The following is a 22,762-nucleotide window of genomic DNA, read 5'->3' as shown; positions in this document are numbered from 1 at the left end:
GGTAACTGGTAGCGCTAACGTTGCGTCATAAGAACGATAAATGCGCAGGGAGGATGTGATGAGCAAGACTCACGCAAGCGAGGCACCACACCCTCTTTAGTCAATGGAATCGCAGCGTTACGGCGTCTGCGTGTGCGTCCGGCTGCCTCATGCCGGAAAGAAAACACCCCATGACACCCTGGAGGGGGAAATGAAAACCACGACAATATCTTATCAGAGTAATTACGGCATGCGCACGGCCTCCAAGTCGGCGCTAGCCGGTGCGGCGAGCCTTCTGGCTCTGGCGCTTTGCGGCGCCGCTCACGCCGCAGACCGCGCCGACGGCGAGGCGATCGCCACGGCCGCGGCCCTGGCCGCGCCCGGCGCGGCGCAGGCTCAGACCTCACAAGCATCCGATCAGAGCGTCGTCGAAGAGGTCGTCGTCACCGGCCTGCGAGGCTCCCTGCAGCGCAACCTCGATATCAAGCGCAACTCAGCGGGCGTCGTCGACGCGATCTCGGCGGAGGACATCGGCAAGTTCCCCGATTCCAACGTCGCCGCGTCCCTGCAACGCCTGCCGGGCGTTTCGATCCAGCGCTCCGGCGCCCGGGGCGAACCTCAGGGGATCACGGTCCGCGGCTTCGGCGGCGATTTCAACGAAACCCTGTACGACGGCCGCCGGATCTCGACGGCCACGGGCGGCCGTTCGGTGGACTTCAGCACCGTCGGCGCTGATTTCGTCGGCGGCCTGTCCGTGCTCAAGACGCCCGACGTCTCCCTGTCGAGCAGCTCGATCGGGGCGACCGTCAACGTCGCCTTCCCCAAGCCCTTCGACCATCCCGGTCGTCGCATGGCGCTCAGCGCCTCGGGCTCGGTGCAGGACGACGCGGGCAAGTTCGTTCCGACCGTCGGCGCGTTGTTCAGCGACACCTTCGCCGACAACAAGTTCGGCGTCCTGGTCGACGCGATGTACACGCGTCACGACACCCAGACCAACCGCGTCTATGTCAGTGGTTGGCCGGGCGGCTACTACTCGCCATGCCAGCTGACCCCGACCTGCACGCCAGCCCAGCAGGCCTCGGGCACCAAGACCGTCCTCGGCTGGTTCGAGCAACAGGCCGGCGCCAGCCAGATCTACACCAAGGACGAACGGCTCGACGGGCGCATCGCCCTGCAATGGGCCCCGACCGACGGCCTCACGGTGACGCTCGACGACAACTATTCGCGTCAGAGCATCCGGGCCGACAACTTCGGCTACGGCATCTGGTTCAACCAGGACGGTCTTCGGAACGTCAAGCTTGACCAGAACGGCACGACCGTCGACTTCACCCAGGCCGGCTCGCAAACCGACTTCACGGCCGGCACCGATCGCTCGGTTCTGCGGACCAACCAGACGGGCCTCAACGTCCAGTGGGACGCCTCCGACAATCTGAAGTTCGAGGCCGACGCCAGCTACGCCAAGAGCTGGCTGAACCCGGGCGGCGAGCTCACCAGCGACGGCGCCGACGTTGGCTACGGCTTCGGCATCGGCCCTTCGCTGGGCATCAGCATCGGCGGCGACAGCAAGAACACGCTGCCCGTGCTACACAACTACGGCCCGAATGGAGACGCCGCGCGTTGGGCGGACACGTCGGTGATGGGCTCTCACGTGGTGGTGCGCCAGGCCCAGCAGAACACCGACGTCGTCAAGCAACTGCGGTTCGCCGGGTCCTGGGAGCAGGAAGGCTTCAAGATCAAGGCCGGCGGCAGCTATCTAGAGGATCACTACAAGTTCCAGCAGAGCAACACCTTCGTTAACAACTTCTGGCAGGCCTATCCGGGCTATGGCCCCGCCTCGGGCGCTAACGGCGGCGTCATGGTCCCGGCCAACCTGTTCACCGCCCGCGTCAGCACCAAGAACTTCATCCCAGGCTTCGACGGCGCTCTGCCGCCGTACCTGCTGAAGTACGACGCCCACGCCTTCCAGCAGTTCCTGTCGAGCCTGGGCAATCCCCAGACCAAGAACATCCCGGGCTTCAACTATGGCGGCGGCGGCGTCGGAACCCAGTTCACCGGGGCGTTCGACCTGGCGCTGGACAACGGCAGCATCCGCGACATCACCGAAAAGACCTGGGCGCTGTTCGTCCGCGCCAATTTCGACGTCGACGTGGCCGGCATGCCGTTCCACTTCAACGCCGGCGTCCGCGAGGAGAACACCCACGTCACCTCGAACGGCTTCGGCCAGGTGCCGACCGCGATCACCCGCAGCACCGGTGACCCCACCCTGTTGACGGTGTCCCTCAGCCAACCCCAGGCGGTGTCGACCAAGAGCAACTATTCCTACCTGTTGCCCAGCGTCGACATGAAGCTGGAGCTGACCGAGAGCATCCACCTGCGTCTGGACGCCTCGCGGACCCTGACGCGGCCGAGCCTGAACTTGTTGACGCCGGTGCTCAGCGTCGGAACGGGCCAACGCGTCGGCGCCCTGACCGGCAGCGGCGGCAGCCCGTCGCTGAAGCCATACCTGGCCGACAACTTCGACGCGGCGGTGGAGTGGTACTACAAGCCGAACTCGTACGCGGCGGTGAACTTCTTCATCAAGGACGTCAGCAACTTCATCGTCGGCGGCACCCAGCGGCAGACGATCAACGGCGTGATCGATCCGACGACGAACCAGCCGGCGGTGTTCAGCGTCACTCAACAGGTGAACGGTCCGGAAGCGACCGTGCGCGGCGTCGAGCTGGCCTGGCAGCACGTGTTCGGCGACAGCGGCTTCGGCTTCAACGCCAACACGACCCTGGTCAGCACCAACAAGCCCTACGATCGCAAGGACATCTCGCAGAGTGGCTTCGCGATCACCGGCTTGGCGGACTCGGCCAACCTCGTGGCCTTCTATGACAAGAACGGTCTCGAGGCGCGGGTCGCGGTCAACTACCGCAAGGAATATCTGCGCGCCTTTGGCCAGAACCAGAACACGGGCGCGTTCGGCTCCGAACCCACGTTCGAGAACCCGAACCTGCAGATCGACTTCTCGACCAGCTACGCGCTGACGAAGCAGATCAACCTGTTCTTCGAAGCCCTGAACCTCACCAACGAGGTGCAGAGCACGCACGGCCGGTTCGACAACCAGCTACTCGACGTGTTCGCGTACGGCCGTCGCTATACGGCTGGCGCACGGTTCCGCTTCTAGTCTCTACTCCCCACTGGACCGGGAACGTCGTTTCGGCGTTCCCGGTCGCTCCTTGTTTCCCAATCGCTTTTTTCCAAGCCCCTGCTTGCGCCGAGATCATGGTCCGTCCCGTCAAAAACATCGTGATCGTCGGCGGCGGGACCGCCGGGTGGCTCACCGCCGGCGTGATCGCCGCCAAGCATCGCGCCCGCCAGGCCGGAGGCTTCACCGTCACCTTGGTGGAGTCGCCGACCACGCCGATCATCGGCGTCGGCGAAGGCACCTGGCCCACGCTCCGCACGACCCTGGCCAAGATCGGAGTGTCGGAGACCGACTTCTTCCGCGAGTGCGACGCGGCGTTCAAGCAGGGCGCCAAGTTCGCCCGCTGGACCACCGGCGCGCCCGACGACGCCTACTATCATCCGCTGGTCCTGCCACAGAGCTTCGGCCAGGTGAATCTCGCCGCCCACTGGCTGGCCAGCGGCGCGGCGCAGAGCTTCTGCGACGCCGTCTGTCCGCAAGGCGTGCTGTGCGACGACGGTTTGGCGCCCAAGACCATCACCGCCCCACCCTACCAGGGCGCGGCCAACTACGCCTACCACCTCGACGCCGGCAAGTTCGCGCCGTTCCTGCAACGCCACTGCTGCGAGAAGCTGGGCGTGCGCCACGTCCTGGCCGACGTTCGCAACGTCACCCTGACCGAGGACGGCGACATCCAGGGCGTGGTGACCGAGCAGTGCGGCGAAGTCCGGGGCGACCTCTTCGTCGACTGCACCGGCTTTCGGTCCCTGCTGCTGGGCGAGGCGCTGGGCGTCAAGTTCCGCGAGTGCGGCGACGTGCTGTTCTGCGACACGGCCCTGGCCATCCAGGTCCCGCACGAGCGCGAGGACAGCCCCCTGTCGACCCACACGATCTCGACCGCCCAGAGCGCGGGGTGGATCTGGGACATCGGCCTGCCGACCCGTCGCGGCGTCGGCCACGTCTATTCCAGTCGCCACATCTCCGACGAAGACGCCGAGCGCGAGCTGCGCGGCTATATCGGGCCGGCGGCGCGCGACCTGTCGGCGCGCAAGATCTCGATCCGCTCGGGCCACCGCGAGACCTTCTGGAAGGGCAATTGCGTGGCCGTCGGCCTGGCCGCCGGCTTCCTGGAGCCGCTGGAGGCCTCGGCCATCGTCCTGATCGAGCTTTCGGCCAAGCTGATCGCCGAGCAGATGCCCGCCTGTCGCGAGGTGATGGACGTCGTCGCCGCCCGCTTCAACGCCACCACCCACTACCGCTGGGGCCGGATCATCGACTTCCTCAAGCTGCACTATGTGCTGAGCCAGAGATCCGACACCGCCTTCTGGCGCGATAACCGCGCGCCCGAGACCATCCCCGAGCGCCTGTCGGACCTGCTGCGCCTTTGGCGTCATCAGCCGCCCTGGCTGCATGAGGAATTCGATCGAGTCGAGGAGGTCTTCCCGGCCGCCAGCTATCAGTACGTGCTCTACGGCATGGGTTTTCGGACCGAGATCGAGCCGGGCGCCCTGGCAGACGAGGCGGCCCTGGCCCAGCGGGCGCTGCGTGAAAACGCCCTCCAGACCGAGCGGCTGCGCGCCAGTCTGCCCCGGCATCGCGACCTGATCCGCAAGATCGTCGAACACGGCCTTCAGCCGGTATGAGCCCGCTCACCCATCACGCGCGCTGGCGCGGCGTTCTAGGCGCCGCGCTCCTGATCGCGACGCCGGCCACGGCGCAGTTGCCTCCGGCCATCGCCATCCCGCCGATCGCATCGGCCGATCGGCCCAATTCCGAAAAGGCGTTCTCGTCGGTCGAGATCCACGAGCGCCCCGCGCCGGTTCCGATCGTCTTCAACGTCGCCCCAGGAGGATCCGACGCCGGCGACGGAAGTCCCGAGCGGCCTTTCGCCACCTTGGCCCGCGCCCAGGCGGCGGTGCGCTCGGTCAACAAGACCCAGTCGGTGACCGTGCGTCTGGCCGACGGCGTCTATCGTTTGCGCGCGCCGTTGCGCTTCGCCGTCGAGGACGGCGGTCAGGCCGGCTACGTCGTGCGCTGGGAAGCGGCCAAGGGCGCGAAACCGATCCTCTCCGGCGGCGAGCAGGTCACCGGCTGGCGCCAAGCCGATGCGGCGCGCGACATCTGGATGGCCGACATTCCGCGCGGCGCGGACCCGCGCCAACTGTGGGTCAATGACCGACTGGCCCATCGCGCCGCCGTGGAGGCGCCCCGCCGCGCCTTCGCGTTCCACGACTGGGGCATCGAGATCGTCGACCCCGCCTGGCGCTTCCTGGCGGACCTGCCCGACCAGTCCCGTCTTGAGGTCGAGAACACCGGCTTCTTCACCGATCGTCGCGCCCGCGTCGAAAGCATCAAGGACGGCCGCATCGTCCTGGCCCAGCCGGGCTGGCGCAATAACCTGATCGGCTACGACACCTTCGCGCGCCCGGTCTCGGGCGACCGCGCCCGGTTCTTCATCGCCAACGCCCTGGCCTTCGTCCGCGCCGAGGGCGACTGGTGGGCCGACCCGGCCAAGGGCAAGCTCTACTACAAGCCACGGACCGGCGAACGTCTGTCCGAGAGCCAGGTGATCATGCCGAGGCTGGAGGCGCTGATCTCCGCCGCCGGACGCCCGGGCCAAGCCCTGCACGACCTGCAGTTCGCGAGGATCGGGTTCCAGCACACCAGTTCGCTCGGCCCCTCCAGCGCTGAAGGCTACGCCAGCCAGCAGAGCGGCGCATATCTGGCGGGCGAGGTCGCAAACTATCCGGCCGACCCGGTCAGGGATTGCAGCTGGGGGTGCTGGGCGTTCGAGTCGATGCGCAACCACTGGCGTCAGCAGCCGGCCGCCGTCCAAGTGTCGGCCGCCGCGCGGATCCTGTTCGAGGACTGCCAGTTTGCGCATCTGGGCCAAGTGGCGCTGGGCCTCGGCAACGACGCCAGCGCCAATCTCAGCGGGACCAAGCTGGAGACGCGGTCGGTCGAGGTGGTCCGCAGCCGGTTCCAAGACCTGGCCGGCGGCGCGATCATGGTCGGCGGCGTCTCGACCGACGCCCACCACCCCTCGCGGCCAGACCTGGCGGTGCGCGACATCGTCATTCGCGACAATACGATCTCGGGCGTGTCCCAGGTCTATCGCGAGCAGGCCGCGATCCTGGTCACCTACGCGAGCGCCGCCGTCATCGTGCACAACGACGTCTCCGACGCCCCCTATGACGGGATCGATGTCGGCTGGGGCTGGGGCGTCAACGATCCGGGCGGCAACACCGCCTACATGTCGCTGAACCGCGGCTACTACGACCAGCCCGGTAACCTGATCTACGACACCCCGACGATCCTGCGCGACACCGTGATCCTGGGTAACCGGGTGCACGGAGTGAAGCGCTGGTTCCCCGACGGCGGCGCGATCTATCATCTCTCCGCCGACCCGGGCGCCCTGATCGCCGAGAACCACGTCTATGACGTGCCCGGCGGCATCGGCGTCTATCTCGACGAGGGCTCGCGCTACGTGACCGTGCGCGACAACGTGTTCGACGGCCTCGGACTCTGGGTCAATCTGAACGCCCTGGACGGCGCCCATCCGCGCCGCACGGCCGCCGACAACCTCGCTCGAGGCAACTGGCACAACGCCGGCAAGGCCAACGGGTCGTGGTCCGGCTACGCCAACAACCGTCTCGTCGACAATGTCCCGGTCGAAGGCCCGGCCTGGCCCGAGGGCGCCCGCGCGGTGATCGCCCGCGCCGGCCCGTCCCGCTAGCCCCCGCGATCCGCAAAGCCATTCAGATGTCCATTCCCAAGGTGCAAGCGATGTTCAGGTCTTCATGGCGCCGCAGCGGCGCGAGCACGGCGCTCTGCGCGATCCTCGCCCTGACCGCGCCGTCCGTCGTCCAGGCCGCCCCGCTCGACGCGGCCAAGCCGGCCAACTCGGCCGCGCGGGCCAAGGCCGACCGCCTGGCCGCCGACCTGGTGGCGAAGATGACCACCGAGGAGAAGCTCGACCAGCTACTCAACACCGCGCCGGCTATCCCGCGCCTGGGCGTGCCGGCCTACAACTGGTGGACGGAGTCGCTGCACGGCGCCCTGGGCGCGCTGCCGACCACCAACTTCCCCGAGCCGATCGGCCTGGCCGCGACCTTCGACACCGGCCTGGTCGAGGACGTCGCCGGGGCGATCGGCGCCGAGGTGCGCGGCCTGCACGGCCTGGCCCGGCGAACCGGACGCCTGGGCCGGATCGGCACCGGTCTCGACACCTGGTCGCCCAACATCAACATCTTCCGCGATCCCCGCTGGGGCCGTGGCCAAGAGACCTATGGCGAGGATCCGTTCCTCACCGCGCGGATGGGCGTCGCCTTCGTCCAGGGCGTCCAAGGTCCGGACTCCGATCTGCCGCAGGTGGTAGCCACGCCCAAGCACTTCGCCGTGCACAGCGGTCCGGAATCGACCCGGCACAGCGCCAATGTCTTCGTCTCGCGCCACGATCTCGAGGACACCTATCTGCCGGCCTTCCGCGCCGCGATCACCGACGGCCGCGCCGGCTCGGTGATGTGCGCCTACAACCGCATCGACGGCCAGCCGGCCTGCGCCAGCGAGCTGCTGCTCAAGGATCACCTGCGCGGCGCCTGGGCGTTCAATGGCTACGTCGTCTCCGACTGCGACGCCGTCAAGGACATCGCCGACCACCACAAGTACGCGCCCGACGCGGCCACCGCCGTCGCCGCGGCGATGCGGGCGGGTGTCGACAACGAATGCAACGGCGCCACCCTCACCGACACAGCCGGCCTGACCCATCCCTACCAGGACGCGCTGGACCGCGGGCTGATCACCCTCGCCGACGTCGATCAGGCGCTGGTGCGGCTGTTCTCGGCCCGGCTGCGCACCGGCGACCTGCCCGGCGTGCGACCGTCGGAAACCGGCCCCGCCACGATCGGCGCGGTCATTACGCCCCAGCACGAAGCCCTGGCCCTGGCGGCCAGCGAGAAGAGCCTCGTGCTGCTGAAGAACGACGGCCTCCTGCCCCTGCGGCCAAACCTGCGGATCGCGGTGATCGGCCCCCTGGGCGACGCCACCCGGGTTCTGCGCGGCAACTATTCCTCGGCCCTGTCGGCGCCGCCGATCTCGGTGGTGGAAGGCCTGCGCCGCGCCATGCCGTCGGCCAAGGTCACCTATGCGCCGTTCGGGCCCTCGTTCACCGACGGCGACCGGGTGCCTACGACCGCCCTTCAGACGCCTGACGGCAAGCCCGGCCTGCTGACGCGCTACTTCAACACGGTCGAGCCGCCGCCGACCCGCTTCGAGCCGGGTACGTTCGGGCCGGCCGTGGCCAAGATGCGGTTTTCCGACCAACCCGTGGTGACGCGGGTCGAGACCGACGTGGCCGCTCGCAGCCTCGACCTGGCCGCCGTGTCCGATCACCACAAGGTGGTCTGGACCGGCTATCTGGTCCCGCCCGAGAGCGGGACCTACCGGCTGGGCCTGACCGGGTTCAACGGCGAGCTCAAGCTGGACGGCAAGCCGTTCGCCGATCTGCGCAAGGCCGGCTGGGGCAGCCTGCCGACCCTGAAGACCATCCGCCTGGAAAAGGGCCACCGCTATCCGATCGAGGTGGTTTCGGAGTCCCACGCCCTGTCGGGCGTCAGCCTGATCTGGAAGCGCGTCTCGACCGATCCGACCGCCGACCTGAAGGCGGCCGCCGCCCAGGCCGACGTGCTGGTCGCCGTCGTGGGCCTGACCTCGGACCTCGAGGCCGAGGAAGCGCCCGTCGAGATTCCCGGCTTCAAGGGCGGCGACAAGACCACGCTGGACCTGCCGGCCGACCAGCAGGCGCTGCTGGAGCAGGCCAAGGCGCTGGGCAAGCCGCTCGTCGTCGTGACCATGAACGGCAGCCCGCTCAACCTGTCCTGGGCCAAGGCCAACGCCGCGGCGATCCTGGAGGCCTGGTATCCGGGCCAGTCGGGCGGTCTGGCCGTCGCCAACGTCCTGTCGGGCAAGACCAATCCCTCGGGGCGCCTGCCCCTGACCTTCTATCGCTCGGTCGACGACCTGCCGCCATTCGGCGACTACGCCATGGCCGGGCGGACCTACCGCTACTTCACCGGCGAGCCGGTCTATCCGTTCGGCTTCGGCCTCAGCTACACGCGGTTCGAGTACGGACCCGTCAAGATCGAACGCCTCGGCGCGGACGCGAGCCAGGGCCTGCGTGTCACCACCACCGTGCGCAACAGCGGCGCGCGGGCCGGCGACGAAGTCGCTCAGCTCTATCTCAACTTCCCGCAGGCGCCGGGCGCGCCGCGCGTGGCCTTGCGGGGCTTCCAGCGCCTGAGCCTCAAGCCGGGCCAGGCGCGCGAGGTGAGGTTCACGCTGTCGCCGCGCGATCTCAGCTCGGTGACCCCGGAGGGCGAGCGCCAGGTAGCCGCCGGGTCCTACCGCGTCACGGTCGGCGGCGGCCAACCCGGCCCTGAGCTCGCCAGCCACGCCGCCGAGTTCTCCGTCGCAGCCGCGGCGGCCGTGCCGAAATAGCCGAGGCTTCGGCAACCACGAACGCCCTCAAGGGCGCAAAAAGATAGGGAGCGAAACAATGGGACACCTCAGCGGAACGAGACTTCTGCGTCTGGTCCGGCCGACTTGCGCGCGCCTGGCCGTGGTCGGGCTCGCCGTGGCCTGCGTCCTGGGCACGCCCGCCCAGGCGCAGAACGACAAGATGACGCCGATCCCGATCCCGGCCCAGCCGAACGCGATCGAGCTTGGCACCGGCGTCCTGCCGAACGCGCCGAATCCGGAATCCTGGCACAGCCAGTATGGCTCCGTCTTCGCCCGCAACGTCACCGTCGCCACGTTGACGCCGTTCCTGCCGGATCCCGCCAAGGCGACGGGCGCGGCGGTGATCGTCGCGCCGGGCGGGGGCTTCCGCACCCTGTCGATGGAGAACGAGGGCTGGGACACCGCCCGCGCGTTGCAGGCCCAGGGCGTGGCCGCCTTCGTGCTCAAGTACCGACTGAACCAGACGCCGGCGGACATGCCGGGCTTCGAACGCTCGATGCACGAGATGTTCTCCGGCATCGCGCGCGCGCCGCGGCCCAGTCCCGAACAGGCGATCGCGGGACTGGCGCCCCAGATCGCCGACTCGCGCGCGGCCTTCGCGCTGGTGCGCAAGCGCGCGGCCGAATGGCGGGTCGATCCCGACCGTATCGGGATGGTGGGCTTCTCGGCCGGCGCCATGCTGACCATGGCCACCACCCTAGCCGGCCAGGACGCCAAGCCCGCCTTCATCGGCATCATCTACGGTTCCCTCGCGCCGGTGACGCCGCCGGCCGACGCGCCGCCGCTGTTCGTCGCGCTGGCGGCCGACGATCCGTTCTTCGCCAACAGCGGCTTTGGCCTGATCGACAGCTGGCGGACGGCCAAGCGTCCGGTCGAGTTCCACCTCTATGAGCAGGGCGGGCACGGCTTCGGCATGTATCCGAAGAAGACCACGAGCACCGGCTGGTTCGACGCCTTCTCGCGCTGGATCGGCATGCACGGCATGCTGAGCCCTCGCGCTCGCTAGAGCCGGCGTTGGACCTTGCCCGCGTAGCCCGCGAAAGCTAGAGCCAGAGGCCCCGGTTTTCGAAGGTCTCGCCATGTCCGATCGCAAGTACACCGCGCCGGCCCTGGAAAAGGGCCTGGATATTCTCGACCTCCTCGCCGGCCACGGCCAGGCCATGACGCTGTCCCAGATCTCGGTGGCGCTGGGAAAGTCGGTCGGCGAGATCTTCCGGATGATCCACGTCCTGGAGTTCAAGGGCTTCATCGAAACGGTGCCTGGCGCGGAAGGCTATGAGCTGACCAACCGGCTATTTCGGCTGGGCATGGCGCGGGCGCCCGTCAAGACCTTGCTGGAGGCGGCTCTGCCGCTGATGCGCGACCTGGCCGCGCGGGTCGAGCAATCCTGCCACCTGGCCCAGGTGTCGCGCGAGCAGATCGTCGTCGTCGCCCGGATCGAGAACCCCGGCTACTACGGCTACTCGGTGCGCACCGGCCATCGTCGCGACATCGTTGCGGCCACCTCCGGCATGGTGCTGTACGCCTTCCAGCCGCCGCCGGTCCAAGCCGTGTGGCGCGAGATGATCTTCAAGGACGTCTCCCCGTCGGAACAGTCCACCTTCCTGGCCAATGCCGAGCAGGTCGCCCGGCAGGGCTATTGGCGGGCCGAGAGCGATCTGGTGCCCAACATCATCGACCTCTCCTCGCCGATCGTGGCCGACGGAACCGCGGTCGCGGCCTTGACCATGCCCTACCTCTACAAGCGCGGCGCGCGGTCCATCGACGAAAGCATCGCCGAGGTCCAGGCCACCGCCGCGGCGATCTCGAGCGAGATCCAAGGCGTCACCTAGCGGACGCCGTCGCGGTCCCGCTCTACCGCCCTACCGCCCTACCGCCCTACCGCCCTACCGCCGGGCGCCTGCTCAGAATACCCAGGTGACCACCAGGAAGACGGCGGCCAGGAACGTGACCAGGGTGGTGGTCCACCCCAGAAGGTTCGTCCCGAGGCTGTTGGCCTTGTCGCCCATCATGACGCGATCATTGGTCATGATCAGCATCAGCACGAGCAGGGGCGGCACCGAAAAGCCCTGCACGATGCCCGACCAGACGAGCATCTTCATCGGATTGAGACCGAGCGCGTTCAACCCGACGGCCGTGACGGTCACCCCGGCGATGACGCCATAGAAGAGCCGCGCGTCGCGGGGCTTGTCGTGCAGGCTGCCGCGCCCTCCGATGCTCTGCACCAGATCGTAGGCCGCCCCCGTCGTCATGATGGGAATGGCCAGGAACCCTACGCCCACCACGCCAGCGATGAACAGCAGACCGGCCATGTCGCCCGCCAGCGGACGTAGCGCCTCAGCGGCCTGGGCGGCGCTCTCGATCTCGGTCCGGCCGGCCGCGTGAAGCGTCGCCCCGGTGGACATGATGATGAAGTAGAGGATGACATTGGAGAAGATCATGCCGATCAGGATGTCCCGCCGGGAACGGCGCAGCTCCGTGTGTGTCGCGCCTCGGCGCTGCCACCAGCGCCGGCGGCCGACGGCGATCTCCTCCTCGACCTCCTGATTGGATTGCCAGGTGTAGATGTAGGCCGAGAGCGACGTGCCGATGCAGGCGACGACGAGGCCGAGAAAGTCAGGCGTGAGGGTGATGTTCGGCGTGAAGGTGCCCCGCAGCACCGCGCGCAGGTCGGGCTTGGCCATGATCGCCGCCACGATGTAGGCGAACAGCGCCAGGGCCAGCCATCGGAAGATCTTCCGCAGCAGGGTGTAGGAACCAAACCACTGCAGGGCCAGCACCACCGCCGCGACGACGGCGACGATGACCGGGATGGGCGCCGGGACGTGAAGGTTCAGCGCCGCCGCCACGCCGCCGAGATCGGCGGCGGCCTCGATCACATTGCCGGTCACGCCGCCGACCAGCATCGGGTACAGGACCCATCGCGGAAAACGGTCGCGGATCGCGTCGAACAGGCCCTTGCCGTAGACTTGGCCCAGCTTCGACGACAGGTAGACGACCGCGTACATCATCGGCAGCAGGACCGGCGCCACCCAGAGGAACGCCAATCCGTATTTCGCCCCCGCGCTCGCATACGTGCCGATCGCCGACGGGTCGTCGTCCGCCGCCCCCGTGACGACGCCCGACCCGACCAGGCGAAAGACGCTGGTCGGCGGCTTCGAACTCGCGTGATGCTCCGCGACCTCCAACGGTTCGCGAATTTTGTCGGTCATCCGGAGCTCGTCCCAAACGCGCGGCGCGTCGGCTGTGAACCCGTCGGGCAAAATTGGGTTCAACTCACCATCGAAGGATGGTCGGCAGGTGCGCTAGGATCACCGAGTCCCTTCCCCAAGAGTCGCAAACGCTATGACCACCGCGCTCACCCGCCGCGCCTTCGCCGGATCTCTCGCCGCCCTGCCGACCCTGGCCCACGCGGCGCCGGCGACCATGGGTCCCGTGGTAGGCCGCGTCGAACGGCTGGATCCGGCGCTGGACGCGCTGATCGACGCCAACGCGCCGGTCGAGACGGTCCTCGACGGCTTCACCTGGAGCGAAGGTCCCGTCTGGGTCGGCGGCCGGTCCGGCTATCTGCTCGCCTCTGATGTGCCGGGGAACCGCATCATGCGGTGGTCGCCCGCCACCGGCGGCGAGGTCTGGCTCACCCCGTCGGGCCGCGGCGACGCCAACCCGATCAGCGCGCGCGAGGCCGGGACCAACGGCCTGATCGTGGCGCGCGGCGGTCTCGTGGCGGCCGACAGCGGCAATCGTTGCCTCGTTCGGATCGACCTGGCGACCAAGCGCAAGACCGTGCTCTGCGCGCGCTTCGAAGGCCGGCGCTTCAACAGCCCCAACGACCTGGTCCTGGCGCCCGACGGCGCGATCTACTTCACCGATCCGCCCTGGGGCCTGAAGGGCGCCTGGGACTCGCCCTATCGCGAGATGGACTATTTCGGCGTCTTCCGCCTGGCCCAAGACGGCGAGGTCACCCTGGTCGACAAGACCCTGCAGCCCAACGGCATCGGCCTTTCGCCGGACGGCCGCACCCTCTACGTCACCGACCGCGACACCGGCTGGGTGGCCTTCGCCCTGGACGCCAAGGGCCGACCGACGGACCGGCGGATGTTCGTCGACCGCAGCGCCGGGATCCAGGGCGGCGACGGTCTGAAGGTCGACCGCAAGGGCAATGTCTGGGCGTCCAGCAAGGACGGGATCTCGATCTTCGCGCCGGATGGACGGCGCCTGGGCGTGATCCGCGCCGACGACGTCATCTCCAACTGCGCGTTCGGCGCCGACGGCTTCCTCTACATGTCCTCGAACAAGCGCCTGGTGCGCGCGCCGCTGCGGCGGGGCTAGGCCCGAGCGGCGGCGCGCGCGCCTTAGACGGCGACGCCGACGGTCACCGTGGCGGCGTAACCGGCCGAGAGGCTGCCAGTCACGGTCGGGGTCATGGCTGCGATCTGGGTCGTGGTGTTGTCGCCGAACACGCCGTCGGTCGTCACGCTGACCTTCGCGAAGTTGCTGATCGACGCCGAATAGAGGCTCGAGCCGTTGTAGATCGTCGTGCAGACGGCCGACGGCATGGCGAACTGCGAGGTCAGCGTGGCGTTGCGCTGGGTGGTCGCCGTCGCCAGGCTCGGGAAGATCTCGAAGTGGATGTGCGGCCAGCGACCATCGTAGCAGGCCGGCCAGATGGTGGTGAAGGTCACCTCGCCATTGGCGTCGGTGACCTGGACGCCGCGCAGATAGTTCTGGCTGGTCACGCCGCTAGAATAGAGCGAGTAGCGCCCCAGGGCGTCGCAGTGCCAGACATAGACCGCGTAACCGGAGAGGTTCGCGCAGCTGGAATTGGTGTTCACCACCTTGACCTTCAGGGTCAGCAACACGCCGTCGGCCGTGCCGCTGTAGCTGCCGAAGCTGGAGCGGATGTCGCTGCGCACGACACCGCTGGTCGTCAGGCTGTTGGAGACCACGCCGCTCACGGTGTTGGTGCCGTCCGACGGGTAAGGCCCGTTGGTCTCGGTCGGATCGGCGACGCAGCTGGATGTCGTGGTCGTGCCGGTGGTGGTGGTCGTCGTGCCGGTCGTGGTGGTCCCGGTCGTCGTCGTGGTGGTGGTGGTCGAGGCGGTCGAGGTGGTCCCGGTGCTCGACGATCCGCCGCCGCCGCACGCGGCGATCAGCGCGCCGGTCCCGCCAACCGCGAACAGGCTGAGCAGTTTGCGTCGGGCGAGGGTCCGCGTGGCCATGACCTCAAGGTCGTGATTGAGGCCCCGATCATGGTCTTCCAGATGATCGTGTTCTTGCATCGCGCTGTGTCTCTCCCTTGCTCGGCGGCGCGAACGGTTCGCACCGCAACGCGGCTGTCGGGAGCAATGGCCAGCCGCTGAGGTCTAAGTGGGGCTCGACTGTATTGGCTTCGTATCGTCCCTGATCGCGGTCGATACAAAGCCAATACGAACACGCCCGACTGCTCTCACAATCGCGCCGTCTACTCCGTTTCGCCGCCCCGAGCGGGCGAGACGGAGACCAAGACGTGAGGACATCCGCCAGAACCTGGACCGCGACGCTCGCCATCCTGGCGATCGCCTCGGCGGCCAGGGCCCAGGTCCTCGAGATCGGCGACGACGGCGCGGTCCGGAAAATCGGCGGCGGCTGGTCGGCCGCGCCCGGCGCGCCGCCCGCCAAACCCCCCATGCCCTATCGCGCCGCGTTCGAGGCCGCCGCCAGCGCGAACGATCTCGACCCAGACTTCCTGGCGGCCGTCGCTCGCACCGAGTCCGCCCTCGACCCGCGGGCGGTGTCGCCGGCCGGCGCGATCGGCCTGATGCAGCTGATGCCGGCCACGGCGCGCGGCCTGGGCGTCGATCCCTGGGATCCCCGGCAGAACATCATGGGCGGCGCGCGCCACCTGCGCGTCCTGCTCGACCGGTTCGACGGCCGGATCGACCTGGCCCTGGCCGCCTACAACGCCGGCGCCGGCCGGGTAACGCGATACGGCGGCGTCCCGCCCTTCGCCGAGACCCGGACCTATGTCGGCCGCAACCTGGATCGCCTCGCCGACCTGGCGCAGGCCAAGAACGAAGGAAGCTCACAATGAGAGATCCCGCGGGCTCGGGCCCGATCATCGCCGCCCTCGGCTGGGTGCAAGGCACGTTGCTGGGCAATGTCGCCACCGCCGTCGCGGTCATCGCCGTGGCCATGGTCGGCTTCATGATGCTGACCGGTCGGATCAACTGGCGCATGGGCGCGACGGTGGTCCTAGGCTGCTTCATCCTGTTCGGCGCCACCACCATCGTCGGCGGCATCCAGGCGGCGGCGGGCTGAGATGGCCTCGCTCTCGCGATCGCCGATCTTCCGGGCCCTGACTCAGCCGCAGATGTTCGGCGGCGTGACCTATTCGTTCTTCATCATCAACGGCGTGGTGACGACCGAAGCCTTCCTGGTCACGCGCAGCTTCTGGGCCCTTGGCGCGGCGGTGGCGGTCCATGCCGTCGGCTATCTGGCCTGCCTGCGCGAGCCCCGGATCTTCGACCTGTGGCTGACCCGCGTCAGCCGCTGCCCGCGCACGCCCGATTGGCGTCGCTGGCGCTGCAACAGCTACGCCCCCTGAGCCCCCATCCGAGCAAGCGATGCGCCTCTTCCAACGCCAAGACCCCCGCGCCGGCGACCGGCTGCCCTATGACAGCCTGCTGGGCGGCGACACCGTCGTGCTGCGCGACGGCGCGCTGCTGCAGGTCCTGCACCTGACCGGTTTCGCCTTCGAGACGGCCGACACCGCCGACCTGAACCATAAGCAGGCCGCCCGCGACGCGGCCCTGCGAGCGGTGGGCGATTCCCGCTATGTCATCCGCCACCATATCATCCGCAGGCGGGTCGAGGCCGGGCTGGAGAGCCGCTTCGACGATCCGGTCTGCGCCGAGATCGACCGCCGTTGGCAGGATCGGCTCAGGTCGCGGCGACTGTTCGTCAACGACCTGTTCGTCAGCATTCTGCGCCGTCCGGCCAAGGGCAAGGCCGGCCTGGCCGAGCGTCTGACCGGCCTGTTCGCCGGGCGTTCGGCCGAGGCGCAGGCGGCGACCCTGATGCGTGAAACGCGCGAACTGGACGGCGCGCGCGAAGCCCTGATGTCGGCGCTCGCGCCCTACGGCCCGCGCCTGCTGGGCGACTACGAGACGGTCAACGGCCGCTGCTCCGAGCCGTTGGAATTCCTGTCGGCGCTCTACAACGGCGAGATGCGGCCGGTCCTGGCCCCGACCGGCGACGTCGGCCATCACCTGCCCTATCGCCGGATCAGCTTCGGCCACGAGACGATCGAGCGGAAGGGCGCGACGGCGGCCAAGGACTTCTGCGCGATCCTGTCGCTGAAGGAATATCCGCCCTTCGCCACCCCGGGCCTGCTCGACGCCCTGCTGCGCCTGCCGTTCGAGATGACCCTGGCCGAGGGGTTCGCCTTCCTCGACCGCCAGACCGGCCTGGAGCAGGTCTCGCTGGCCCTACGCCGCTTCCGCGCCGCCGACGAGGATTCCGCCAGTCTCAAGCGCGGCTTGGTCGAGGCCAAGGACGACCTGGCCTCGGGCAAGTCGGCCCTGGGTGAGCACCAGTTCAGCGTCCTGATCCGCGCCGAGAGCCTGGAGGCGCTGGACCGCGCGGTCGCCGACTGCGCCGCGGCCTTGGCCGACGTCGGCGCGATCGCGGTGCGCGAGGACTTGGCCCTAGAGCCGACCTTCTGGGCCCAGTTTCCCGGCAACGAGGCCTATGCCGCGCGCAAGGCCCTGCTCTCGACCGGCGCCTTCGCCAGCCTGGCCTCGCTGCACGGCTTCCCGATCGGTCGGGCCGAAGGCAACCACTGGGGACAGGCGATCACCGTGCTGGAGACCACGTCGGGCACGCCGTACTTCTTCAACCTCCACGAAGGCGACCTCGGCAACTTCACGATTATCGGGCCGTCCGGTTCAGGCAAGACCGTGGTCCTGAACTTCCTGGCCGCCCAGGCCCAGAAGCTCGCCCCGCGCACGATCTGCTTCGACAAGGATCGCGGGGCCGAGATCTTCCTGCGCGGGATCGACGGCCACTACGCCGCGCTGCGCCCGGGCCAGCCGACCGGCTTCAATCCGCTGCAGCTGCCCGACACCCCGGCCAACCGGGGTTTCCTGCGCAGCTGGGTCGCGCGCCTGGTCTGCAAGCCGGGCGAGACCCTGTCGGCGGAGGACGAAAAGATCGTCGCCGATGCCGTCGACGCCAACTACGACCAGGAGCCGACCTACCGCCGTCCACGCTATTTCCGCGAACTGCTGGGCGGACTGCGGCGTCCCGAGCCGGGCGACCTGGCCTCGCGCCTCGCGCCGTGGTGCGGCGACGGCGAGCACGCCTGGCTGTTCGACAACGCGGCCGACCGCCTCGACCTGTCGCGGGCGACGCTTGGCTTCGACATGACCGAGATCCTCGACGACCCGGTCCTGCGCACCCCCGCCCTGATGTACCTGTTCCACCGGATCGAGGAGCGGCTGGACGGAACGCCGACCCTGATCCTGATCGACGAGGGCTGGAAGGCGCTGGACGACGAGGTGTTCGCCACGCGGATCCGCGACTGGATGAAGACCCTGCGCAAGCGCAACGCCGTCGTCGGCTTCGGCACCCAGAGCGCCCGCGACGCCCTGGAAAGCCGGGTCGCCAGCGCCATCATCGAGCAGACCGCGACCCAGATCTTCATGCCCAATCCCCGAGCCCAGGCCGCCGACTATTGCGACGGCTTCGGCCTGACCGAGCACGAGCTCTCCCTGATCCAGGGCCTGCCCGCCCACGCCCACTGCTTCCTGGTCAAGCACGGCAATCACAGCGTCGTGGCGCGGCTGGACCTGTCGGGCATGCCCGACCTGCTGACCGCCCTGTCCGGCCGCGAGGCCAAGGTCCGGACGCTGGACGACCTGCGCCGGCGCCTGGGCGACCACCCCGCGCGGTGGTGGGAGGTCCTGATCGGCGCGCCCTATCCCGGCGAGCCGCCGCCAACTCCCGTCACCCGTCTGAGGAGCGTGTCATGAGCGGCTGCGCGCCCTTGCGGATCGACGACGGCGCCAGCCTGGCCGGAGCGCTCGAGGCCTTGGATTGCCAGGTCAATGGCGCGGTCGCTTCGGGCTATGGCCACGTCTTCGGCGCACATGGCGTGCTGGGCGGGGCGCTGACCGCGGGCCTGACCCTGTACGTGGCGATCATCGCCCTGGGCCTGATCACCGGCCGCACGCGCCTGACCCTGCGCGCCCTGGGGCCGCGCCTGCTGAGCCTGGGCTTCATCCTGGCGTTCGCGACCGCCTGGCCGGCCTATCACGCGGTGGTCTATGGCCTGCTGACCGGCGGCCCCGACCAGGTCGCCTCGGCCCTGCTCGGCGCGCAATCCGGCGCGACCCGCGCCTTCGCCGCGCGGTTGGACCAGCTGTTCGACGCCGTGTTCCAGATTGGCCAGAGCCTGTCGATCGGTCCGCGCTCGCCCAAGCTGGACATGGCCACCAACCTGATCTGGTCCAGCGCCGGGCTGATCCTGGTCACCACCCTGGGCCTGCTGGTCATCGCGCGGATCATCCTGGCGGCGCTGCTGGCGCTCGGCCCTGTCTTCATCGCCCTGGGCTTGTTCGGCGGTACGCGTGGGCTGTTCGAGGGCTGGCTGCGGCTGTCGGTCGGCTTCGCGCTGGCGCCGCTGCTGATCGTGGTCGGCGGCTCGGGCCTGCTGTCCGTGCTGGGGCCAGCCATCGCGGCGATCGCCGACGATCCGCTGGGCGCCGTCGAGCGCATGCGCCCCATCGCGACGCTGTTCGGCGTCTCAGTGATCTATGCTGGCCTGCTGTTGGCCCTGGCCGCAACCGCCATCGCCCTGACCCGAGGCTGGCGACTGCCCAGCGGCGCGCCGGGGTCCAGCACGACCGAGCTCGCCCAGACCTCCTTCCTCGACCAGGGGGCCCGTCACACGACCGCCGGTCTCACGGATCACCGCCCCGCCAACGACGACCGCGTGGGCGGCGTCGCGGCCGCCCTGATCCGCGAGGAGTCGCGCGCCGCCGACCGTCGCGTCGAGATCGCCGTCGACGCGCTTCCGTCCTCCGCTCCGGCGCCACGCGCCGCCGCCGAGCGTCGCGTGGCCGGTCTTGGCCAAACCTTCCGCCCGGCCGCGCCCGGCCGCTCACTCTCGGGGATCATCGGATCATGAGACCAGTCCTCCTCCTCGGCGCCGCCGCGCTGCTGGCCCTGGCCGCTGGCCAGGTCCAGGCCGACGCCCGCCTCCGCAAGCTGGCCTATGACCCGGATACGATCGTGCGCCTGGAGGGCTGCTTCGGCTTCCAGACCCTGGTCGAGTTCGGCCCCGACGAGCGGATCGAGAACGTCGGCCTGGGCGAGGCCGCCCAATGGCTGGTCTCGCCCAACAAGCGGGCCAACATGCTGTTCGTCAAACCGGCCTACCGGACCACGCACTCGAACATGACGGTGTCGACCGATCGCCGTCGCTACGCCTTCGAGCTGGTGGCCCGCGACACCCCGGCCTGCCGCCGGGGCGCGGTGGCCTACAGCGTGCGGTTCACCTATCCCGAGGAGCCCGCCGCGCCACCGCTGGTCGCGACCGAGACCAAGCCCCCCGAACCCGCCGTCCCGCCGCCCGAACAGCGCAACGCCGCCTACACCTTTTCCGGCGCGCGCGAGAACGTGCCTCAGCGCATCTTCGACAATGGCCGGGCGACCTATTTCCGCTGGGCCGAGGGCTCGACCACGCCGGCCGTCTTCGCCGTCGCCGCCGACAAGTCCGAAACGCCGGTCAGCTTCACCAGCGAGGGCGACTACCTGGTCCTGGCCCAGGTGGCGCCGGCCTTCGTGCTGCGGCGGGGTAACGCGGTGGCCGTGCTCTACAACGACGCCTACCAGACCCCCAGTCTCGACGCGGGCTCACCCCAGCCGCGCCCGGAAGTCGCCGCCGAGACCGCCAGCCGCGACCTGTTCGGCCGCCGGAGGACCGCCCGATGACTACGCTGAGCCTCGATCGCCAGGGCCGCGACCCGCGCCTGGAGCTCTCCCCCGACGACCTGGCCGGAGCCTCGGTCCGCGCCGCGCCTCAGGTGGGCAAGGCTCAAGGCGGCGTGGATCTGGGCATGCTGGCCGGCGGCGCGGGGGCCATCGCGCTGGGAGCCCTGACCCTGGTGACTCTGTCCGGCCACCAGACCACCAAGGCCGAGCCGCGCACGAACCTCGAAGCCGAAACCGCGCAGCCAGTCGCCCAAGCCGCACCGATCGTTCGCGCGCCGGTTGCGGCGCCGCCGGCGCCGCTGACCTCGGGAACACCGGCCAACGTGATCGATCCGAACCAGTCCCGCGCCAACCCGATGATCATCGACAACACCGACGGCCTGCTCGCCCTCGGCCCCGCCAAGCCCGCCAACACCGGCGAGGCCAAGCCCAACGGCGCGGCCCTGTCGGCCGACGAGCAGTTTTCGCTGCGGGTCAGCGGCGACAACGGACCGGCCCGCAGCGAAAGCTTGGCCGATCCGGCCCACACCGTCGTCCAGGGCACAATGATCGCGGCGGTGCTGGAGACGGCGCTGAACTCCGACCTGCCCGGCTACGCTCGCGCCATCGTCAGTCGCGACGTACGCGGCTTCGATGGCAGCGGCGTGGTCATTCCGCGCGGCAGCCGCCTGATCGGCCAGTACAAGAGCGGCCTGTCCTCGGGCCAGAGTCGGGCCTTCGTGGTGTGGACGCGGCTGATCCGGCCCGACGGGGTCTCCATCGCCTTGGGATCGCCGGCCATGGACGAGAGCGGCCAGACGGGCCTGGGCGGCAAGGTCGATCGGCACTTCCTGCAGCGGTTCGGCGGCGCGATGCTGCTGTCGGTGGTCAGCGCCCTGCCCGGCGCGCTCGTCGGTGGAAGCTCGACGGCGCTGGTGATCAATTCCGGCTCCGACGCCACCGGCGCGGCGAGCCAGGCGCTGCAGAGCGACACCCGGATCGCGCCGACCATCCGCGTGCCGCTGGGCGCGCCGATCCAGGTGTTCGCCGCCCGCGATCTGGTGTTCGGAGACCGTTAGATGGCCGAGCCGATCCCGTTCGACGGCGTCTACCTGCGCAGCTACCTACGTCCGTTCGCACGCTGGCTGGAGCAACCCGACGTCAGCGAGGTGCTGGTCAACCGGCCCGGCGAGGTCTGGATCGAGGCGGCCGGCCAACCGGCCATGCAGCGCTTCGACGCTCCCGAGGTCACCGACGAGCTGATGGGCCGCTTGGCCGCCCAGATCGCCCGAGCCGGACATCAGGCGGTGAACCGGCAGAGCCCTTTGTTGGCGGCGGTGCTGCCCTCAGGCGAGCGCGTGCAGATGGTCGGCCCGCCCGCGACCCGTCGCCACTGGGCCATGGCCATCCGTCGGCACCTGACGACCGACCTCGATCTCGACGCCTATGACAGAGGTCCGCTGTCGCCGCCAAGCGCCTGCGCCCCGCCGCAGGACGACGAAGCCGAGGCGTGGCGCGACCCGATCGGCTTCCTCAAGCACGCCGTGGCCGCGCGAAAGACCATCCTGATCTCGGGCGGCACCTCGTCCGGCAAGACCACCTTCCTCAACAGCCTTTTGAAGGCCGTGCCGCGGGACGAGCGGATCGTGCTGGTCGAGGACACCCCCGAGATCGCGGTCCGCCAGCCCAACGCTCTGGGCCTGACCGCCGTGAAGGGCGACCTGGGCGAGGCGCGCGTCAGCGTCGACGACCTGCTGCAGGCCGCGCTGCGCCTGCGTCCGGACCGGATCATCGTCGGCGAGATCCGGGGGAGCGAGGCGGCCACCTTTCTGCGGGCGATCAACACCGGCCACCCCGGATCGTTCACCACCGTCCACGCCAACACGCCCGAGGGCGCGCTGGAGCAGATCGCCCTGATGGTCATGCAGGGCGGCATGGCGCTGCCGCGAACCGAGATCCTGGCCTATGTCCGCTCGGTGGCGGACGTGGTGGTGCAACTGGGCCGCGTCGACGGCGAGCGGCGCATCCTTGATCTTCGGCTGCTGCGGCCATGAGCGTCTCGACGGCCCATGCCGCGCGCTGGGCGCGTGCGCTTCCGGACCGTCCGTCCACGCGTCGGGCCGGAAACGATGTGACCACGCG

Annotated in this window: 17 protein-coding genes; 15 read left to right on the top strand and 2 right to left on the bottom strand. The window is 69.3% G+C overall.

What is annotated here, in order from left to right:
* The first annotated feature begins 190 nt into the window (after positions 1-190).
* The 6 genes from ASC70_RS10865 to ASC70_RS10840 all read left to right on the top strand — a co-directional run bounded on the left by ASC70_RS10865 (position 191) and on the right by ASC70_RS10840 (position 11,496).
* Positions 191-3,148, top strand: a complete 2,958-nt coding sequence (locus tag ASC70_RS10865; protein ID WP_082539598.1) for a TonB-dependent receptor — start codon at positions 191-193, stop codon at positions 3,146-3,148.
* A gap of 98 nt (positions 3,149-3,246) precedes the next feature.
* Positions 3,247-4,791 (top strand): tryptophan halogenase family protein, encoded by a 1,545-nt coding sequence (locus ASC70_RS10860; RefSeq protein ID WP_056049917.1) that lies wholly within the window; start codon positions 3,247-3,249, stop codon positions 4,789-4,791.
* Complete coding sequence (locus tag ASC70_RS10855) at positions 4,788-6,884, top strand: right-handed parallel beta-helix repeat-containing protein (protein ID WP_056049915.1); 2,097 nt, start codon at positions 4,788-4,790, stop codon at positions 6,882-6,884. The genes ASC70_RS10860 and ASC70_RS10855 overlap by 4 nt, the downstream gene beginning before the upstream one ends.
* 26 nt (positions 6,885-6,910) lie before the next feature.
* Positions 6,911-9,643: a glycoside hydrolase family 3 C-terminal domain-containing protein gene (locus ASC70_RS10850; RefSeq protein WP_235519341.1), complete on the top strand. Its 2,733-nt coding sequence runs from the start codon at positions 6,911-6,913 to the stop codon at positions 9,641-9,643.
* 58 nt (positions 9,644-9,701) lie between these two features.
* A complete protein-coding gene (locus tag ASC70_RS10845; RefSeq protein WP_082539599.1) occupies positions 9,702-10,670 on the top strand; it encodes an alpha/beta hydrolase in 969 nt (322 codons plus the stop codon).
* Positions 10,671-10,743: 73 nt separating this feature from the next.
* Positions 10,744-11,496, top strand: a complete 753-nt coding sequence (locus tag ASC70_RS10840; RefSeq protein ID WP_056049914.1) for an IclR family transcriptional regulator — start codon at positions 10,744-10,746, stop codon at positions 11,494-11,496.
* 72 nt (positions 11,497-11,568) lie between these two features.
* On the opposite strand, the gene ASC70_RS10835 is transcribed toward ASC70_RS10840, so the two are convergent.
* Complete coding sequence (locus tag ASC70_RS10835) at positions 11,569-12,876, bottom strand: NRAMP family divalent metal transporter (RefSeq protein WP_056049912.1); 1,308 nt, start codon at positions 12,874-12,876, stop codon at positions 11,569-11,571.
* Between the two features lie 133 nt (positions 12,877-13,009).
* Between ASC70_RS10835 and ASC70_RS10830 the strand changes: the two genes are divergently transcribed.
* Complete coding sequence (locus tag ASC70_RS10830) at positions 13,010-13,996, top strand: SMP-30/gluconolactonase/LRE family protein (protein WP_056049911.1); 987 nt, start codon at positions 13,010-13,012, stop codon at positions 13,994-13,996.
* 23 nt (positions 13,997-14,019) lie between these two features.
* Here the strand turns inward: ASC70_RS10830 and ASC70_RS10825 are convergent, their stop codons facing one another.
* Positions 14,020-14,946, bottom strand: a complete 927-nt coding sequence (locus ASC70_RS10825) for an intradiol ring-cleavage dioxygenase (RefSeq protein ID WP_056049908.1) — start codon at positions 14,944-14,946, stop codon at positions 14,020-14,022.
* A 227-nt stretch (positions 14,947-15,173) separates the two neighbouring features.
* Here ASC70_RS10825 and ASC70_RS10820 point away from each other — a divergent pair, with 227 nt between their 5' ends.
* The 8 genes from ASC70_RS10820 to virB11 are packed head-to-tail and all read left to right on the top strand — an operon-like array spanning position 15,174 to position 22,674.
* A complete protein-coding gene (locus ASC70_RS10820) occupies positions 15,174-15,737 on the top strand; it encodes a lytic transglycosylase domain-containing protein (protein ID WP_056049905.1) in 564 nt (187 codons plus the stop codon).
* A complete protein-coding gene (locus tag ASC70_RS10815) occupies positions 15,734-15,964 on the top strand; it encodes a TrbC/VirB2 family protein (RefSeq protein WP_052196820.1) in 231 nt (76 codons plus the stop codon). Before ASC70_RS10820 ends, ASC70_RS10815 begins: the two co-directional genes overlap by 4 nt.
* Before the next feature lies 1 nt (position 15,965).
* Positions 15,966-16,250 carry a type IV secretion system protein VirB3 gene (locus ASC70_RS10810; protein WP_056049903.1) on the top strand — a complete coding sequence of 95 codons (285 nt, stop codon included), beginning with the start codon at positions 15,966-15,968 and terminating at the stop codon, positions 16,248-16,250.
* A 19-nt stretch (positions 16,251-16,269) separates the two neighbouring features.
* Positions 16,270-18,678, top strand: coding sequence for a VirB4 family type IV secretion/conjugal transfer ATPase (locus tag ASC70_RS10805; protein WP_056049900.1), 2,409 nt, complete (start codon positions 16,270-16,272; stop codon positions 18,676-18,678).
* A complete protein-coding gene (locus ASC70_RS10800) occupies positions 18,675-19,835 on the top strand; it encodes a type IV secretion system protein (protein ID WP_056049896.1) in 1,161 nt (386 codons plus the stop codon). Before ASC70_RS10805 ends, ASC70_RS10800 begins: the two co-directional genes overlap by 4 nt.
* Positions 19,832-20,641, top strand: coding sequence for a TrbG/VirB9 family P-type conjugative transfer protein (locus ASC70_RS10795; RefSeq protein ID WP_056049893.1), 810 nt, complete (start codon positions 19,832-19,834; stop codon positions 20,639-20,641). Before ASC70_RS10800 ends, ASC70_RS10795 begins: the two co-directional genes overlap by 4 nt.
* Positions 20,638-21,699 carry a TrbI/VirB10 family protein gene (locus tag ASC70_RS10790; RefSeq protein WP_056049890.1) on the top strand — a complete coding sequence of 354 codons (1,062 nt, stop codon included), beginning with the start codon at positions 20,638-20,640 and terminating at the stop codon, positions 21,697-21,699. Before ASC70_RS10795 ends, ASC70_RS10790 begins: the two co-directional genes overlap by 4 nt.
* Entirely contained in the window at positions 21,700-22,674 is a 975-nt protein-coding gene (gene virB11 / locus ASC70_RS10785; RefSeq protein WP_056049888.1) for a P-type DNA transfer ATPase VirB11, read from the top strand.
* Positions 22,675-22,762: the final 88 nt, after the last annotated feature.

This window comes from Caulobacter sp. Root343 (assembly GCF_001425745.1).
Lineage (GTDB): Bacteria > Pseudomonadota > Alphaproteobacteria > Caulobacterales > Caulobacteraceae > Caulobacter.
Note: the sequence above shows the minus strand (reverse complement) of the source record. Positions and strands in the feature narration are given on the sequence as shown.

Coding starts and splice junctions, on each gene's coding strand:
- ASC70_RS10865 (WP_082539598.1), top strand. CDS start 191: ATGAAAACCACGACAATATCTTATCAGAGTAATTACGGCATGCGCACG.
- ASC70_RS10860 (WP_056049917.1), top strand. CDS start 3,247: ATGGTCCGTCCCGTCAAAAACATCGTGATCGTCGGCGGCGGGACCGCC.
- ASC70_RS10855 (WP_056049915.1), top strand. CDS start 4,788: ATGAGCCCGCTCACCCATCACGCGCGCTGGCGCGGCGTTCTAGGCGCC.
- ASC70_RS10850 (WP_235519341.1), top strand. CDS start 6,911: ATGTCCATTCCCAAGGTGCAAGCGATGTTCAGGTCTTCATGGCGCCGC.
- ASC70_RS10845 (WP_082539599.1), top strand. CDS start 9,702: ATGGGACACCTCAGCGGAACGAGACTTCTGCGTCTGGTCCGGCCGACT.
- ASC70_RS10840 (WP_056049914.1), top strand. CDS start 10,744: ATGTCCGATCGCAAGTACACCGCGCCGGCCCTGGAAAAGGGCCTGGAT.
- ASC70_RS10835 (WP_056049912.1), bottom strand. CDS start 12,876: ATGACCGACAAAATTCGCGAACCGTTGGAGGTCGCGGAGCATCACGCG.
- ASC70_RS10830 (WP_056049911.1), top strand. CDS start 13,010: ATGACCACCGCGCTCACCCGCCGCGCCTTCGCCGGATCTCTCGCCGCC.
- ASC70_RS10825 (WP_056049908.1), bottom strand. CDS start 14,946: ATGCAAGAACACGATCATCTGGAAGACCATGATCGGGGCCTCAATCAC.
- ASC70_RS10815 (WP_052196820.1), top strand. CDS start 15,734: ATGAGAGATCCCGCGGGCTCGGGCCCGATCATCGCCGCCCTCGGCTGG.
- ASC70_RS10810 (WP_056049903.1), top strand. CDS start 15,966: ATGGCCTCGCTCTCGCGATCGCCGATCTTCCGGGCCCTGACTCAGCCG.
- ASC70_RS10805 (WP_056049900.1), top strand. CDS start 16,270: ATGCGCCTCTTCCAACGCCAAGACCCCCGCGCCGGCGACCGGCTGCCC.
- ASC70_RS10800 (WP_056049896.1), top strand. CDS start 18,675: ATGAGCGGCTGCGCGCCCTTGCGGATCGACGACGGCGCCAGCCTGGCC.
- ASC70_RS10795 (WP_056049893.1), top strand. CDS start 19,832: ATGAGACCAGTCCTCCTCCTCGGCGCCGCCGCGCTGCTGGCCCTGGCC.
- ASC70_RS10790 (WP_056049890.1), top strand. CDS start 20,638: ATGACTACGCTGAGCCTCGATCGCCAGGGCCGCGACCCGCGCCTGGAG.
- virB11 (WP_056049888.1), top strand. CDS start 21,700: ATGGCCGAGCCGATCCCGTTCGACGGCGTCTACCTGCGCAGCTACCTA.